Source organism: Nocardioides perillae (assembly GCF_013409425.1).
Classification (GTDB): domain Bacteria; phylum Actinomycetota; class Actinomycetes; order Propionibacteriales; family Nocardioidaceae; genus Nocardioides; species Nocardioides perillae.
In genome coordinates, this window is the sequence record NZ_JACCAC010000001.1 from 1,204,918 (window position 1) to 1,218,993 (window position 14,076).

The 14,076-nt window shown below is 76.7% G+C and carries 13 protein-coding genes; 7 read left to right on the top strand and 6 right to left on the bottom strand.

Annotated features, from left to right (window positions below; genetic code table 11):
- Positions 1–27 precede the first annotated feature (27 nt).
- The gene (locus tag BJ989_RS05625; RefSeq protein ID WP_179517360.1) at positions 28–846 is read right to left on the bottom strand and encodes a UbiA family prenyltransferase; all 819 of its coding nucleotides are present in this window, start codon (positions 844–846) and stop codon (positions 28–30) included.
- Between the two features lie 234 nt (positions 847–1,080).
- Here BJ989_RS05625 and BJ989_RS05630 point away from each other — a divergent pair, with 234 nt between their 5' ends.
- Together BJ989_RS05630 and BJ989_RS05635 are read left to right on the top strand one after the other, a co-directional pair.
- Positions 1,081–1,566: a CarD family transcriptional regulator gene (locus BJ989_RS05630; RefSeq protein WP_179517361.1), complete on the top strand. Its 486-nt coding sequence runs from the start codon at positions 1,081–1,083 to the stop codon at positions 1,564–1,566.
- 131 nt (positions 1,567–1,697) lie between these two features.
- Positions 1,698–2,291, top strand: a complete 594-nt coding sequence (locus BJ989_RS05635; RefSeq protein ID WP_343049119.1) for a 2-C-methyl-D-erythritol 4-phosphate cytidylyltransferase — start codon at positions 1,698–1,700, stop codon at positions 2,289–2,291.
- Positions 2,292–2,309: 18 nt separating this feature from the next.
- On the opposite strand, the gene BJ989_RS05640 is transcribed toward BJ989_RS05635, so the two are convergent.
- Positions 2,310–3,035, bottom strand: a complete 726-nt coding sequence (locus tag BJ989_RS05640; RefSeq protein ID WP_343049120.1) for an IspD/TarI family cytidylyltransferase — start codon at positions 3,033–3,035, stop codon at positions 2,310–2,312.
- Between the two features lie 83 nt (positions 3,036–3,118).
- Here BJ989_RS05640 and BJ989_RS05645 point away from each other — a divergent pair, with 83 nt between their 5' ends.
- Complete coding sequence (locus tag BJ989_RS05645; RefSeq protein WP_179517362.1) at positions 3,119–3,808, top strand: CbiX/SirB N-terminal domain-containing protein; 690 nt, start codon at positions 3,119–3,121, stop codon at positions 3,806–3,808.
- Positions 3,809–3,869: 61 nt separating this feature from the next.
- On the opposite strand, the gene BJ989_RS18675 is transcribed toward BJ989_RS05645, so the two are convergent.
- On the bottom strand, positions 3,870–4,820 hold the full coding sequence (locus BJ989_RS18675) for an alpha/beta fold hydrolase (RefSeq protein WP_179517363.1): 951 nt from the start codon (positions 4,818–4,820) through the stop codon (positions 3,870–3,872).
- Positions 4,817–6,784, bottom strand: a complete 1,968-nt coding sequence (locus tag BJ989_RS05655) for a hypothetical protein (protein WP_179517364.1) — start codon at positions 6,782–6,784, stop codon at positions 4,817–4,819. The genes BJ989_RS18675 and BJ989_RS05655 overlap by 4 nt, the downstream gene beginning before the upstream one ends.
- 148 nt (positions 6,785–6,932) lie before the next feature.
- Between BJ989_RS05655 and BJ989_RS05660 the strand changes: the two genes are divergently transcribed.
- Complete coding sequence (locus BJ989_RS05660) at positions 6,933–7,712, top strand: MerR family transcriptional regulator (protein ID WP_179517365.1); 780 nt, start codon at positions 6,933–6,935, stop codon at positions 7,710–7,712.
- Here the strand turns inward: BJ989_RS05660 and ispF are convergent.
- Complete coding sequence (gene ispF / locus BJ989_RS05665; protein WP_281363252.1) at positions 7,709–8,173, bottom strand: 2-C-methyl-D-erythritol 2,4-cyclodiphosphate synthase; 465 nt, start codon at positions 8,171–8,173, stop codon at positions 7,709–7,711. The genes BJ989_RS05660 and ispF overlap by 4 nt on opposite strands.
- 95 nt (positions 8,174–8,268) lie before the next feature.
- Between ispF and BJ989_RS05670 the strand changes: the two genes are divergently transcribed.
- On the top strand, positions 8,269–9,909 hold the full coding sequence (locus tag BJ989_RS05670) for a molybdopterin-dependent oxidoreductase (protein WP_343049121.1): 1,641 nt from the start codon (positions 8,269–8,271) through the stop codon (positions 9,907–9,909).
- A 244-nt stretch (positions 9,910–10,153) separates the two neighbouring features.
- Here BJ989_RS05670 and BJ989_RS05675 read toward each other — a convergent pair whose 3' ends face one another.
- On the bottom strand, positions 10,154–11,593 hold the full coding sequence (locus BJ989_RS05675; protein ID WP_179517366.1) for a peptidase C39 family protein: 1,440 nt from the start codon (positions 11,591–11,593) through the stop codon (positions 10,154–10,156).
- A gap of 100 nt (positions 11,594–11,693) precedes the next feature.
- Here BJ989_RS05675 and cysS point away from each other — a divergent pair, with 100 nt between their 5' ends.
- Both cysS and rlmB read left to right on the top strand, forming a co-directional pair.
- Positions 11,694–13,127 carry a cysteine--tRNA ligase gene (gene cysS / locus BJ989_RS05680; protein ID WP_179517367.1) on the top strand — a complete coding sequence of 478 codons (1,434 nt, stop codon included), beginning with the start codon at positions 11,694–11,696 and terminating at the stop codon, positions 13,125–13,127.
- Positions 13,127–14,074 (top strand): 23S rRNA (guanosine(2251)-2'-O)-methyltransferase RlmB, encoded by a 948-nt coding sequence (gene rlmB / locus BJ989_RS05685; protein ID WP_179517368.1) that lies wholly within the window; start codon positions 13,127–13,129, stop codon positions 14,072–14,074. Before cysS ends, rlmB begins: the two co-directional genes overlap by 1 nt.
- Positions 14,075–14,076: the final 2 nt, after the last annotated feature.

The window sequence follows — 14,076 nt, forward strand, 5'->3', positions numbered from 1 at the left end:
GGGGGCGGGTCCCGCACATGCTAGCGGTCAGCCGCCGAGGCCCACCTCGCGGGCCACGAGCAGGAAGCCGACCGCGCAGGCGGCCGTCCAGACGCCCGCCAGGAGCAGCAGCCGCGGGGCCCCGGTGCGCAGCGCGAGGCGCAGCGGGAGGTGGCGCAGCCCCTGCCGGTTGTCGGCCACCAGGCCCGGCAGCGCGCGCAGGACGTGCACCCCGACGCCGAGCAGCGCCGCCACCACGCAGAGGGCGACGGCCGGCGGCTCGCCGAGGTGCGCACCGCCCCACCCGCCGTAGGTCAGGAACGCCGGGTAGAGCGCGAACTGCACGGCCCACGGGAGCCACGACAGCCACCCGCCGCGCAGTGCCACGTTGCCGAGCAGGCCCACGGCGAGGGCCGCGAGGTACGCGCTGCCGGCGGTCACGCCGTTGGCGACGGCGAGCGGCACGAGGAGGAGGACGGCGCAGGCCAGCGCGAACCACGCCGTGCCGGGGTCGAGGCGGCCCTGGGCCAGCGGCTTGCCCGGCGCCCCGGTCTCCGCGTCGCGCTCGCGGTCGACGAGGTCGTTGTGCCACCCGAGCACGGTCTGCCCGACCAGCACCGTCGCGAGGACGAGGCCGACCTCGGCGGGGCGGCGCCCGGCGAGCCCGGCGAGCGTCGCGAGGACCAGTGCGGTCACCACCGCCTGGCGCGGGTGCGCGGCGCGCAGCAGCGCCAGTGGCGTGACGAGCGGGCCGGGGACGCGGCTCCGCCCGCGCGTCGGCGCGTTCGCCGGGGCGGCCTCGGGGGCGGCCTCGGGGGCGTCCGCGGGGGTGTCCGCGGGGGTGCGTCGACGCAGCGTCCTCACCATGCCCCGCAGTATCGACCACGGTGCGCGCCGCGGGGTGGCTTTCGGGCCGGCGACCACCCGCGGAGGGGGCCGCGATCGGGGTCGTCGGGCTCACCCGGAAGGCCCCCGGGATGTTGCGGCCACCACAGGTCTCGGCCGTTGTCAACCCCTCAACAGGCCTCTGACCTGCGCAAACGCGTCGGAGGAGGGGGCGGAGCCGTGGTAGACTGGCCGCCGCGAAAGGGGATCAACTACATGACTTTCACCGTCGGCGAAACGGTCGTCTACCCGAACCACGGGGCCGCTGTCATCGAGGACATTGAGATGCGGACCATCAAGGGTGAGGAGCGTCAGTACCTCGTCCTCCGCATCGTCGCACAGCAGGACCTCGTGGTCCGCGTGCCGGCCTGCAACCTCGACCTCGTCGGGGTCCGCGACGTGGTGGACAAGGAGGGCCTCGACCGTGTGTTCGACGTGCTCCGCGCCTCCCACGTCGAGGAGCCCACCAACTGGTCGCGGCGCTACAAGGCCAACCTGGAGAAGCTGCACAGCGGCGACGTCATGAAGGTCTCCGAGGTCGTGCGCGACCTGTGGCGCCGTGAGCGCGACCGCGGCCTGTCCGCCGGCGAGAAGCGGATGCTGGCCAAGGCGCGCCAGATCCTCGTCTCCGAGCTGGCCCTGGCCGAGCACACCAACGAAGACAAGGCCGAGGCCCTCCTCGACGAGGTGCTCGCCAGCTGAACCGCTCCGCCTGATCCACCGCACGAGGCCCCCGGGACCACCCGGGGGCCTCGTCGCGTCTCCGGGGCCCGCGGGGCCTGCGGGGGCTGCGGGGGTACGCCGGGCGGTGCGGCGCGCCGTACGGTGGCGGGGTGAGCCTGGACGCGACCGACGCCCTGCACCCCGAGCCCTTCGACGAGCCCGAGCCGGCGCTCGGGACGGTGCTCGAGCTCGACCGCGGGTCGCTGCCCTTCGCGCTGCTGCACGGCGAGTCCCTGGTCGCGACCGCGTCGTGGGCGCTGGGGGAGGCCGGCGTGACCCTGCTCGACCTCGGCACCGGGTGGGAGGGGCTGGTCGAGTCCGGCGAGGCGCTCGTGCTGCACGACGCGCTGTGCCCGGCGACGCCGCCGGGCTTCCTCGCCACCTGCGTGCGCACGGCCCAGGACGCCGACGTGGTCGTCGCGGGCGTGCGCCCGGTGACCGACACGGTCAAGGCCGCCGGCGACGGCTTCGTGGGCGCGACGCTCGACCGCGACGAGCTGGTGGCCGTCGCCTCGCCGGTGGTGCTGCCGGCGCGGGTGGTGGCGTCGCTGAGCACGCTGCCCAGCACCGACCTGGCCCGGCTCGTCGAGGTCCTCCGCGCGGACGGTGAGGAGGTCCGCCTGCTGGAGGCGCCGGCCGAGGCGCGCCGTGTGGGGTCGGAGGAGGACCTGCGGCTGCTCGAGGCGCTCACCGGTCGCGACTGACCAGGTGCCGCGCGTCGCTCAGGGGGTGGCGAGCCTCGCGGCGACGGCGAGGTCCTCGGGGAAGGTCACCTTCAGGTTGCGCGGGGTGGACGGGACGGCCGCGATGCGGACGTCGGCCCCGGTGCGCTGGCCCCACCACCCGACGCAGGCGGCGGTGTCGGTGCCCCGGAAGCCGTCGGCCTCGGCCGCGGCGTAGGCCGCCAGCAGCGCGTCGGCCCGGAAGGCCTGGGGCGTCTGGACGCCGACCAGGGTCGCCGGCAGTGCCCCGCCGTCTCGCCGGACGACGCCGCGCACGGGGACGGCCGGCAGGGCCCCGCCGTGCTCGCGGGCCTGGTCGAGCACCGCGGCGAAAAGCCCCGGGCCCGCCAGGGGTCGGGCGCCGTCGTGCACGGCGACCACGTCGACGCGGCCGGCCTCGACGTCGGCGGCCAGGGCCCTCAGCGCGGCCCACTCCGAGTCGTGGCGGGTCGCCCCGCCGGCCACCATGACCACCTCCGGCGCGTCGGGTGCGGGGTCGAGGGGCAGGTGCGGCCCGAGCGCCTCGGCCACCGCCTCCTGCTCGCCGTCGCGGACCACGACCACCACGCGGCACACACCGTCGACGGCGAGCGCGGTGCGCACCGACCAGGCCAGCACGGGCGCGCCGAGGAGCGGCAGCAGGACCTTGTTGACGCCTGCCCCGACCCGGCTGCCCGAGCCGGCCGCCACCACCACGACCGCCGCGCCCGGCTGCTGCTCCACCACGGCGGCCACCCTAGGCGGGCGCGCCCGGCCCACGTCACGGGCACGGCGCCGCGGCCCCTGTGGCGGTCACGCACACTGGAGGCGTGAGCCGCCTCGTCACCGTCGCCCACGGCACCCGCACCACCGCCGCCAACGCCGTGGCCCGCGAGGTCACCGAGGCGGCGGCCGCGGCGCTGGGCGTGCCGGGCACCGCGGCGTACGTCGAGCTCCACCCGCCGCTCCTGACCGACGTCATGGCCGCCAACCACGACGAGGCGGTGGTCGTGCCGATGCTGCTGTCGACCGGCTACCACGTGCGCCACGACGTGCCCGAGGCCGTCGCGCTGTCGTCCGCGCCCGTGGCGCTCACCCCCGCGCTGGGGCCGCACCCGCTGCTCGCCGCCGCCCAGGTCGAGCGGCTGCGCGAGGCCGGCGCGGAGCCCGGGCAGCCGGTGACGATGGTCGCCGCCGGCTCGCGCGACGTGCTGACCGGCAGCGACCTGTGCGTGGCCCGCGGCCTGCTCGCGGCCGCGTGGGGCGGCGACGTGCGCCTCGCCGTGCTCACCGGCCCCGGCCGACGTCCCGCCGACGTGGTGCGCTCCGGCGACGCGGTCTCGCCGTACCTCCTGGCCGGCGGCTTCTTCGCCGACAAGGCCGAGCGTGACTGCCGCGCTGCGGGCGCCGCCCTCGTCGCCGGCGTCCTCGGCCCGCACCCGCGCGTCGTGGACCTGGTCGTCGAGCGCGTCCGCGCCGCGCTCGCCCCGGCCGGCGCCCCCGCCCCGGCCCGCTTGTAACGCGCCGTTGGTGACGCTCCCACCCCTGTCGACGGGGGGTCGGAGTGCTACCAACGGCGCGTTACATGGCGGCGGGTGTGGCGGCGGGTGTGGCGGCGGGGGCGGCGGCGGGGGTCGGGGCGGCGGTACGGCGCGCCCGGGCGGCGGCCTGCGCGTCGGCGACGAGCTCGACGAGGTGCTCGGAGACCAGCGCCTCGCGCTCGAGGGGCAGCATGTGGCCGGCGCCGGGGGCGACGACGAGCCGCGCGCCGGCGATGGCGGCGGCGAGCTTGCGCGCGTGGTGGGGCGGGGTGAGCCGGTCGGCGGAGCCGACCAGCACCCGGGTGGGCACGTGGTCGTAGGCGCCGAGCAGCGCGTGGCGGTCGTGGAGCATGCAGTCGCGGTAGAAGCCCTCCATCGTCGCCGGCGGGCAGTTGATGAGCTGGTCGACGACGAGTCCCGTGTCGCGTGGGCGCAGCGGCGAGCCGAAGAGCACCCGGCGCACGACCTGGCGCTCGATCAGCGGGAAGCGGCGGCGCTGGGTGCGCGAGAGCAGCCGGGCGCGCACCGCCAGCACGTGGGGGATCGCCTCCTTGACCGGCCCCATCTCGGGCAGCCCGAGCGTGACGGTGCGCAGGTCGCCGCAGGAGGTCGACACGAAGAGCGCGCCGTCGACGCGCGCGAGCAGGTCGGGGCGCTGCTCAGCCAGGGCCATCATCGTCATGCCGCCGATGGAGTGCCCGGCCAGCACGAGGCGACCGGTCGGGGCGTAGCGGTCGAGCACGTCGCCCATGTCGCGGGCGAGGTTCTCGATGGTGCACGCCTCGAGCGGCGACTCCTGCGAGCGGCCGTGCCCGCGGTGGTCCCAGGTCACGATGCGCACCTCGTGGCCGAAGGCGCTGAGCAGGTCGCGCACCTGGTAGTGCCAGTCCTCGGTGTCGGCGGTCCAGCAGTGCGCCAGGGCGACGGTCAGCGGCGCGTCGTCGGGGCCGTGGGTGCGCACGTGCAGCTCGAGCCCGTCGAAGGTCTTCACGCGCCCGCTCCCACCGTGCGGCGGCGGGTGCGGCCCGCGGGCCCGGCCGGGCGCCGCGCGCGGCCCGGCGCCGGCCGGGTGCGTCGTGCGGCGGCGGCGTAGCCCGCCCCGATGACCCAGAAGAGGCTGGCGAAGATCGCGCCGACCACGGCGTACGCCGCGGTGCTGAGCCAGGCGGGCACGTCCGGGCGCGCCTCGCGACGCAGGATCTCGGCCTCCTCGACGAAGGCGCGGGTGGTGGCGCCCCCGACCGGTGCCGGCACCTCGGGTGCGGGGATCGCGGCGTCCTCGGGGAGGTAGGCGGGCGCGGCGACCAGGGCGAGCGGCCCGGCGTGCAGGCGCACCAGCGTCTTCCAGGTGCCGTGCAGCGGCACCGGCTCGGTGGTGCGCCAGGTGTCGTCGTCGACCCGCTCGAGCTCGCCGTGCACCACGCCGCCGCCCTGCCACGACAGGGTCTCGAACCACCAGGCCTCCTGCGCGACCGGCGGGTCGGAGACGGTGACCTCGAGCAGCCCGGCGAGGCCCTCGCGGCCGGCGACGTCGGTCGTGGTGGCGGGCTCGAGCACCCGCAGCGTCGCCTCGAGCGGGGCGTCGCCGCCGTCGGTCAGCCCGCCGGCGCGGGGCGGCACCGTCACCGCCAGCACCGCGACGACCACGGCGAGGCCGAGCGCGGCCACCCGGCCGGTCCAGGGGTGGGCGGTGCGGGCGGCCCGTCCGGCCGCGTCGGCGTAGGTCGGCTCGTCGCCGCGCGCGCCCACCGACGCCAGCGCGAGGTGCAGCCACAGCGCGACCGCACCGGCGGCGGCGCCGACGACCGCGCTGCCGGCGAACGCCAGCGGGAGCATGTCGGCCGGCCACGGCATCGGCCGCACGGCGTCGGTCCACACCAGCTCGGTCGCGGTCTGGGCGAGGGCCACGAGCAGGCCGACCCCGACGGCGTGCGCCCAGGTCGGGCGGGCCCAGCGGGCCGCGAGCGCGGCGACCACCGCGCCGCCGAGCAGCAGCGGCGGCCACGGCGCAAGGGCGTTGAGCACGACGGTGTTGAGGCCGAGGAGCGCGCCCTGCAGCACGGCGTACGCCGCCCACAGCGCCAGCGGCAGCCACCAGGAGCGCAGCGAGGCGAGCACGAAGGTGAGCGAGGCGGTCGCGGCCAGGATCAGCGGGTCGTTGAGCAGGGGGAACTGCGGGACTCCGAAGGCGTACTCGAGCATGAAGGCGACCGGGCCCGCGGGGACGATCAGCAGCCCCAGGTGCTCGAACCACGGCCGCAGCCGCGAGCGCGACACCTGGCGGGCCTCGGCGCAGGTCAGCAGGATGGCGTAGCCCGCGAGGACGGTGCCGCCGATCATCACCACGTGGGTGGGGCCCCACTCGGTGACGTCCTGGCCGAAGAGGCGGTGCCACAGGTCGTCGAGGGGGAAGCCCAGGAGCGCGATCATGCCGACGGACATGCCGACGAGGGGGCCGTACGGCGTGCGCCAGCCGCGCAGGACGCGGAAGGTCCGCTCGGGCAGGGCCGAGTCGTCCGCGGGGCGGTCGGCGAGGCCGACGGCGAGCACGGCACCGGCGAAGATCGCGACCAGGCCGAGGAAGATGAAGTAGTGCGCCGGGTTGGCCAGCGGACCCTCGTCGCGGCCGGCGGAGATGTGGTAGCTGACGTCCCAGTAGAGGCCGACGACCGCGCTGACGACGCCGACGGTGACGACGCCCAGCGGCAGGGCGAACCACGTGGGGCTGCCGTCGAGGCGGGCCACGCGCACCGCGGCGCGACCGACGAGGGTCGGGCGGCCGAGCCGCTCGCGCAGGACGATCCAGGCCACCGCGCCGTAGACGAGGGCGGTGAAGGCGACGACCACCGCGACCTGGTCGAGCGGGGCGCCGCCCGCGGACGGCGCGGCGGGCGCGGCGGTGAGCGCGGGCGCGGTCGAGAGCGCCTGCGGGACGAGGTGCACGACGTCGGGCACGGGGACCTCCGGGGGCCGGTACGGGACACCACCTATGTGACATCAGCGATGTAACATCCACTGTGGCACGACGGCGAGGAGGGCGGCAAGGGTGCTCCGGGTCACACCGACGACCGGGTCGTCGGGAGCGGTGGGGGAGGATGGGCGCGTGAAGCCGCCCCGCACGCCGCACTCGGTCGAGATGACGATCGACCAGCTCGCCGCGCGCGTCGGGATGACGGTGCGCAACGTGCGCGCCTACGCCAGCCGCGGCCTGATCCCGGCGCCGCGGCTCGTCGGGCGCACGGGCTACTACACCGAGCAGCACGCGGCGCGGCTGCAGCTCGTGCGCGACCTCGTCGACCGGGGCTACACCCTCGGCGCGGTGGAGAAGGCGCTCGCGGACAAGCCGCACGTCGCGGACTCGCACGCGCTCGACCTGCTCACGCTCCTCAACGACCCGCTCGGCACCGTCGTCGAGCCGGAGCGGATCGGGGTCGACGAGCTGAGCCGGCTCGCCGGGGTGGAGCACGACGACGCCTTCGTCGACCAGCTCGTGCAGATCGGGCTCGTGCAGCGCGAGGACGACCGCACCCTGCTGCTGCTGCGGCCCGTGCTGGTGCGCGCGGGTGCGCAGGCGCTCGCGCTCGGGTTGAGCCGCACCCGGGTGCTGGGGCTCTTCGACGACGTCACCGCGGCCATGTCGGGCGTGGCGCAGAGCTTCGTGAGCGCCTTCATCGACGACGTGTGGCACCCCTTCCTCGAGGAGGGGATGCCCGAGGAGCGGTGGCCCGAGATCACCTCGCGCATCGAGTCGATCCTGCCCGTGGTCTCGCAGGCGGCGCTGGCGTCCTTCCGCCACGAGCTCACCGCCGCCATCGAGCACGCCCTCGGCGAGGAGCTCGGCACGCTCACCGGCGAGCAGATCGACCGGCTGCTCGGCGGCTAGACCACGAGCGCGGTGGCGATCGCGGCCACGCCCTCGCCGCGGCCCGTGAGCCCCAGGCCGTCCGTGGTGGTGGCCGAGAGCGAGACCGGGGCGCCCAGGGCGGCACTCATCGCCGCCTGCGCCTCGTCGCGGCGCGGGCCCAGGCGCGGTCGTTCGCCGACGACCTGCACCGCCACGTTGCCGATCGCGTAGCCGGCGGCGCGCACCCGCCGCGCGGTCTCGGTCAGCAGCGCGGCGCCGGACGCGCCCCCCCACGCCGGCTCGGCGGTGCCGAAGTTGCTGCCGAGGTCGCCGAGCCCGGCGGCGGAGAGCAGCGCGTCACAGGCCGCGTGGGCGGCGACGTCGGCGTCGGAGTGCCCCTCCAGGCCGACGGGCTCGTCGGGCCACGCCAGGCAGCCGAGGTGCATCGGCACGCCCGCGACCAGCCGGTGCACGTCGGTGCCGGTGCCGACGCGGGGCAGCCGGGTGCCATCCGGGGAGGCCGGCGACGACGAAGCACTCGGGCCGGCGGGCGTCTCGCTCACGGGCCGCATCATGCCTGAGGGAGGATGGACGCGTGAGCGAGGACGGGTCCCACGAGGCGACGGCCGTGCCCGGGCCCGCCGGGCGCGCGGCCCGGCGCGACCCCCGCCGGGCGCCGCGCGGCACCTGGTCGCTCGCGGGTGTGCTCGCGGGCCTCGCCGGCCTGGCCACCAGCTACGTCACCGCCGTCGCCCTGGGGGTGCGCGAGTCGCCGGTCGTGGCGGTGGCCGAGGCGCTCGTGCGGCTCACGCCCGGCCCCGTCGCGGAGGCGGCGATCGGCGGGCTCGGCAGCGCCAGCAAGCCCCTGCTGCTGGCCGGGATGGGGGCCGCGCTGCTGCTGGTCTTCGCCTTCGCAGGGCGCCGGCAGCGGCGTGCGTGGTGGCAGCCGCTCCTGGTGTGGCTGGCCCTCGGCGCCATCGGCGCCGCAGCCGTGCTGTCCGCCCCCGTCGCCACCGTGCCCGACCTGGTGCCGGTGCTGGTCGGCGTGGTCACCTGGCTCTTCGCGCTGTCGCTGCTGACCACCCCGCTCGCACGCCTCGAGCGCATCGCGGTGCCGCGGGTCGGCGCGGGAGCGGAGCCGGGGCCGGAGGACAGCCGGCGCGCGACCGCGCGGGCCGCCACCCGCCGCGCGTTCCTGGTGCGCGCGGGCGTCGTGGCCGCGGGTGCGGTCGTGGTCGGGGCCGCGGGCCGCCTGGTGGGCCGACCACGCCGCGCGGTCGAGCAGACGCGACGGCTGCTGCGGCTGCCGATCACGCGTCCCGACGTGCCGGACGCCGCGCTCGTCGGTCTCGAGGGCGTGACCCCCTGGCAGACGCCGCTGCCGGAGTTCTACCTGATCCACACGGCGATCGTCGTGCCCACGATCGACCCCGAGCAGTGGGAGCTGCGGATCCACGGGATGGTCGACCGGGAGGTGCGGCTGACCTACGCCGACCTGCTCGCCCGCGAGGTCACCGAGCAGTGGGTGACGCTCACCTGCGTGTCCAACCCCGTCGGCGGTGACCTCGTCGGCAACGCCTGGTGGAGCGGCGTACGCCTCGCCGGCCTGCTCGCCGAGGCGGGCGTGCAGCCCGGCGCCGACGCGGTCCTGCAGACCTCCGCCGACGGCTGGACCTGCTCGACGCCGCTCGACGCCCTCACCGACGACCGCGGCGCGATGCTCGCCGTCGGCATGGACGGCGCCCCGCTGCCGATCGAGCACGGCTTCCCGGTGCGCACGGTCGTGCCGGGGCTCTACGGCTACGTCTCGGCCACGAAGTGGGTCGTCGACCTCGAGGTGACCCGCTTCGCCGACGTCGCGGCGTACTGGACGCAGCGCGGCTGGGGGGAGCGCGGCCCGGTCAAGACGAGCTCGCGCGTCGACGTGCCGCGCTCCGGGGCCGAGGTCCCGGCGGGCGACGTGCGCTGCGGCGGCGTCGCCTGGGCGCAGGGCACCGGCATCGCCGCGGTCGAGGTCGCGCTCGACGGGGGTGCCTGGCAGCCGGCCGAGATCGCCTCCCCGCCCACCGACGACACCTGGGTCCAGTGGGCGGCCACCGTCGAGGTCGAGCCAGGCGAGCACGTGCTGCGCGTGCGCGCCACCGACAAGAGCGGCGCCGTGCAGACCGGCGTCGTCCGCGACGTCCTCCCCGACGGCGCCACGGGGTGGCACGAGGTCGACTTCACCGCCTCCTGACCTCGCCCCGGCCGCGGGTGCGGTCGGCGGGCCGCCGCCGGGCTGGGCGGACCGACTGGGCCACCCCGTCCCGCGAAGAGCGCAGGACGTGCTCGAACGTTCGAGCAAGGCTTGCACGAACGTTCGAGCACGTCAGGGACTCTTCCCCGGTCCCCGGTCCCCGGTCCCCGGTCCCCGGTCCCCGGTCCCCGGAGCCCGGTCCCGGTCGCCGGCCCGCCTCAGACCGTCGGCCCAGCCCCGGGCCTCACCAGTTGCGCCGCTTGCCCCGCGCGGGGAGGGGAGCGCCGTCGGGGCGGATGACGTAGACCGCGCCGCCGGAGGCGCGCAGCCACAGCCGCTCGAACTCGGCGCGGTCGTAGACGCGGCGCACCGGCGAGGAGGCGGTGCCGCGGCCGGCAGGGTCGTTGACCACCACGTCGCCGTCGTCGGTGAAGCCCGCGACGACCAGCAGGTGGCCGGCGGAGCTCGAGATGGGTGCGCCGCTCAGCTCGCCGCGGGCGAAGGCGATCGAGGCGACCAGCGGGATGCCCGCCACGACGAAGTCCTCGGCCTCGCGCAGCGAGCGCAGGCGGGTGACGAAGGCGTCGGTGCCGCGCAGGGCGGCGTACGCCGTGCCGAACGCCCAGTTGCCCGTGCCGCCGTAGCCGTGGTCGTAGGTGTAGCGCGCGGCGTGGTCGACCCACGGCTCGGGGTGGTCGGTCGGCACGAAGCGGTACTCCCGCGGCATCGGCAGCCGGCCGTAGCCGCCGAGCACCATCGACACCGAGGTCGGTGCGCACCACGCCTCGCCGCCGCCGCCCCACTGCGGGTAGTGGTCGGTGTGGGTGTACTGCGACCAGCGCGGCAGGTCGATCGCGACGCCGCGGCCGGGGCCGGGCGTGGAGGTCGGGACGGGCGTGGAGGGGGAGGGCAGCCGCGAGGCGACCGCACCGACCGCGTCGACCGCGGGCGCGGCAGCCGTGCCCGCCCGCCGCATCAGGGTGACGCGCACCTGCCACGACACGACGCCCTGCACGCGCGCCGCGCGCCAGGTGTCGACCGAGACCCGGCCCAGGTCGTCGGCCTGGCCCGAGCGGGTCGTGCGCCGAACCCGGCCGTCGGGGTTGGCCCACTCGGCCAGCGTGTCCCAGCTCGACAGCCGCCCGTCGCGGTCGCGCCCGCGCAGCTCGACCTGCACCAGGCTGTCGCCCGGCGTGCGCGCCTGCCACGACGGGATCAGCTCGGTGACGCCGAAGCCCGGCCGCACCCAGGGCGAGAGCCACGCGCCCAGGTCGTACGCCGTGCCGCCGCGTCGGCGGGTCGCCGCCGGGGAGGCGAGCACGAGGTCGCCGTCGACCGCGGCGGTCCCGCGGTGCGTGCCGCCGGCCAGCGCGGCCTGCGTGTCGAACCACGTGTGCACGATGCTGCGCGCGGGGACCCGACGCGCCTGCCGCCCGGCCGCGGCGACGGCTGCGGTGCTGCTCACCGGCACCGTTCCTGCCGCCGTGCCTGCCGCCGTGCCTGCCGCGGTGCCTGCCGCGGTGCCTGCCGCGGTGCCTGCCGCGGTCGCGGCTGCGGGCCCGCCCGGCACCACCAGCAGTGGTGCGGCGAGCACGGCGGCGACGGCGGGCACGGCGAGGGGGACACGGCCCCGGAGGGCGCGGACGCGCCGGAGCGGACGGGTGCGGACGGGGAAGGCGCGCATGGTCACCACGGTAGGCGAGATCGCCACTCACGTCCCAGGAGTCACAGAAGCCGCCGCCGACGATGCGGGGCGCCCCCGGCGTCGCCACTAGACTCGGCGGGTGGCACTGAGGCTCTACGACACCGCGACGCGCGAGGTGCGCGACTTCGTCCCCCTGCAGCCGGGACGGGCGGGCGTCTACGTCTGCGGGCTCACCGTGCAGTCCGAGCCCCACGTCGGCCACGTGCGCAGCGGGGTCGGCTTCGACGTGCTGCGCCGGTGGCTGACCCGCAGCGGCTACGACGTCACGTTCATCCGCAACGTCACCGACATCGACGACAAGATCCTCGCGAAGTCGGCGGAGCAGGGTCGCCCGTGGTTCAACCTCGCCTACGAGATGCACCGCGAGCTCGACCGCGCCTACACCGCGCTCAACGTCGCGCCGCCCACCTACGAGCCGGCCGCGACCGGTCACGTGCCCGAGATGGTCGAGATGATCGAGACGCTGATCGCGCGCGGCCACGCCTACGCCGCCGACGACGGCACCGGCGACGTGTGGTTCGACGTGCGCAGCTGGCCGGCCTACGGCGAGCTGACCCGCCAGGGCGTCGACGACATGGAGCCCGCCGCCGACGGCGAGACCCGCGGCAAGCGCGACCCCCGCGACTTCGCGCTGTGGAAGGGCCGCAAGGCCACCGAGCCCGAGACCGCCTCGTGGCCGAGCCCGTGGGGCCGCGGCCGCCCCGGCTGGCACATCGAGTGCTCGGCCATGGCCGGCAAGTACCTCGGCGCGGCCTTCGACATCCACGGCGGCGGCGTCGACCTGCGCTTCCCCCACCACGAGAACGAGCAGGCGCAGTCGCGCGCGGCCGGCCACCCGTTCGCCTCCTACTGGATGCACAACGCCTGGATCACCACCGCCGGCGAGAAGATGAGCAAGTCGCTCGGCAACTCGCTCACCATCCCGGCGGTGCTGCAGCGCTTCCGCGGGCCCGAGCTGCGCTTCTACCTCGTCGCCGCGCACTACCGCAGCCACGTCGAGTTCAGCTTCGAGGCGCTGGAGGAGGCCGCGGTGGCCTACCGCCGCCTCGAGGGGTACGTCGACCGCGCGGCCGCCGCCCTCGGCCTCGCGCCGGCGCAGCTGCCGGCCGACGGCGAGCTGGCCGCCGACTTCGTCGCGGCGATGGACGACGACCTCGGCACCCCCGCCGCGGTGGCCGCGCTGCACGAGGCCGTGCGCCAGGGCAACAAGCTGCTGAGCGAGCCCGCCACCGCGGGCGGCGAGGCCGGCCGCGCCCACCTCGCCTCGGTGCTCGCCATGCTCGACGTGCTCGGGCTGCACCCCCACGACCCCGCCTGGCCCTCGGCCGGGAGCGGGGCCGACGACAAGCTGACCGCGGCCGTCGACGCCCTCGTCGCCGGCCTCCTCGAGCAGCGCGCGCAGGCCCGCGCCGCGAAGGACTTCGCCACCGCCGACGCCATCCGCGACCAGGTCGCGGCCGCCGGCATCGAGGTCGAGGACACCCCCGACGGCCCGAAGTGGAGCCTCTCCTGATGCCCGGCAACTCCCAGCGCAAGGGCGCGATCCGCAAGACCTCGAAGGGCCCCACGGCGGGCTCGGGCGGCCGCGTGCGTCGCGGGCTCGAGGGCAAGGGCCCGACGCCCAAGGCGAAGGACCGCCCCAACCACAAGGCCTACAAGGCGGCGCAGCGCACCGACCGCGCCCAGGCGGGCCGGCCCCGGCGCCGGGCCCCCGGCTCCGACGAGTGGGTCGCCGGGCGCAACCCGGTCGTCGAGCTGCTGCGCAGCGGCGCGCCGGTGGCCGCGGTCTACGTCGCCGAGGGCGCCGAGCGCGACGGCCGGCTGCGCGAGGCCTTCGCCCTCGCCGCCGAGCACGCGGTGTCGCTCATGGAGGTCTCGCGCGGCGAGCTCGACCGGCTCACCGCCGGCGCCGTGCACCAGGGCCTGGCCGCGCGCATCCCCGCCTACGAGTACGCCCACCCCGACGACCTCCTCGACCGCGCGGCCGAGGCCGGTGAGCCGCCGCTGATCGTGGCGCTCGACTCCGTGACCGACCCGCGCAACCTCGGCGCGGTCGTGCGCAGCGCGGCCGGCTTCGGCGCCCACGGCGTTGTCGTGCCCGAGCGTCGCGCGGCCGGCATGACCGCCGCCGCGTGGAAGACCAGCGCCGGGGCTGCGGCCCGCACCCCGGTCGCCCAGACGGTCAACCTGGTGCGCCAGCTCAAGGCCTACCAGCAAGCAGGTCTGATGGTCGTCGGCCTCGCCGCCGACGGCGAGGTGTCGCTGCCCGACCTCGACCTCGCCGACGGCCCGCTCGTCGTGGTGGTCGGCTCCGAGGGTGGCGGCCTCGGCCGGCTCGTCGCCGAGACCTGCGACCAGCTGGTGTCGATCCCGATGGCCGGCGACCTCGAGTCCCTCAACGCGGGCGTGGCCGCCTCCGTCGCCCTCTACGCCGTGGCGCAGGCGCGCGCCGCGGGCTGAGA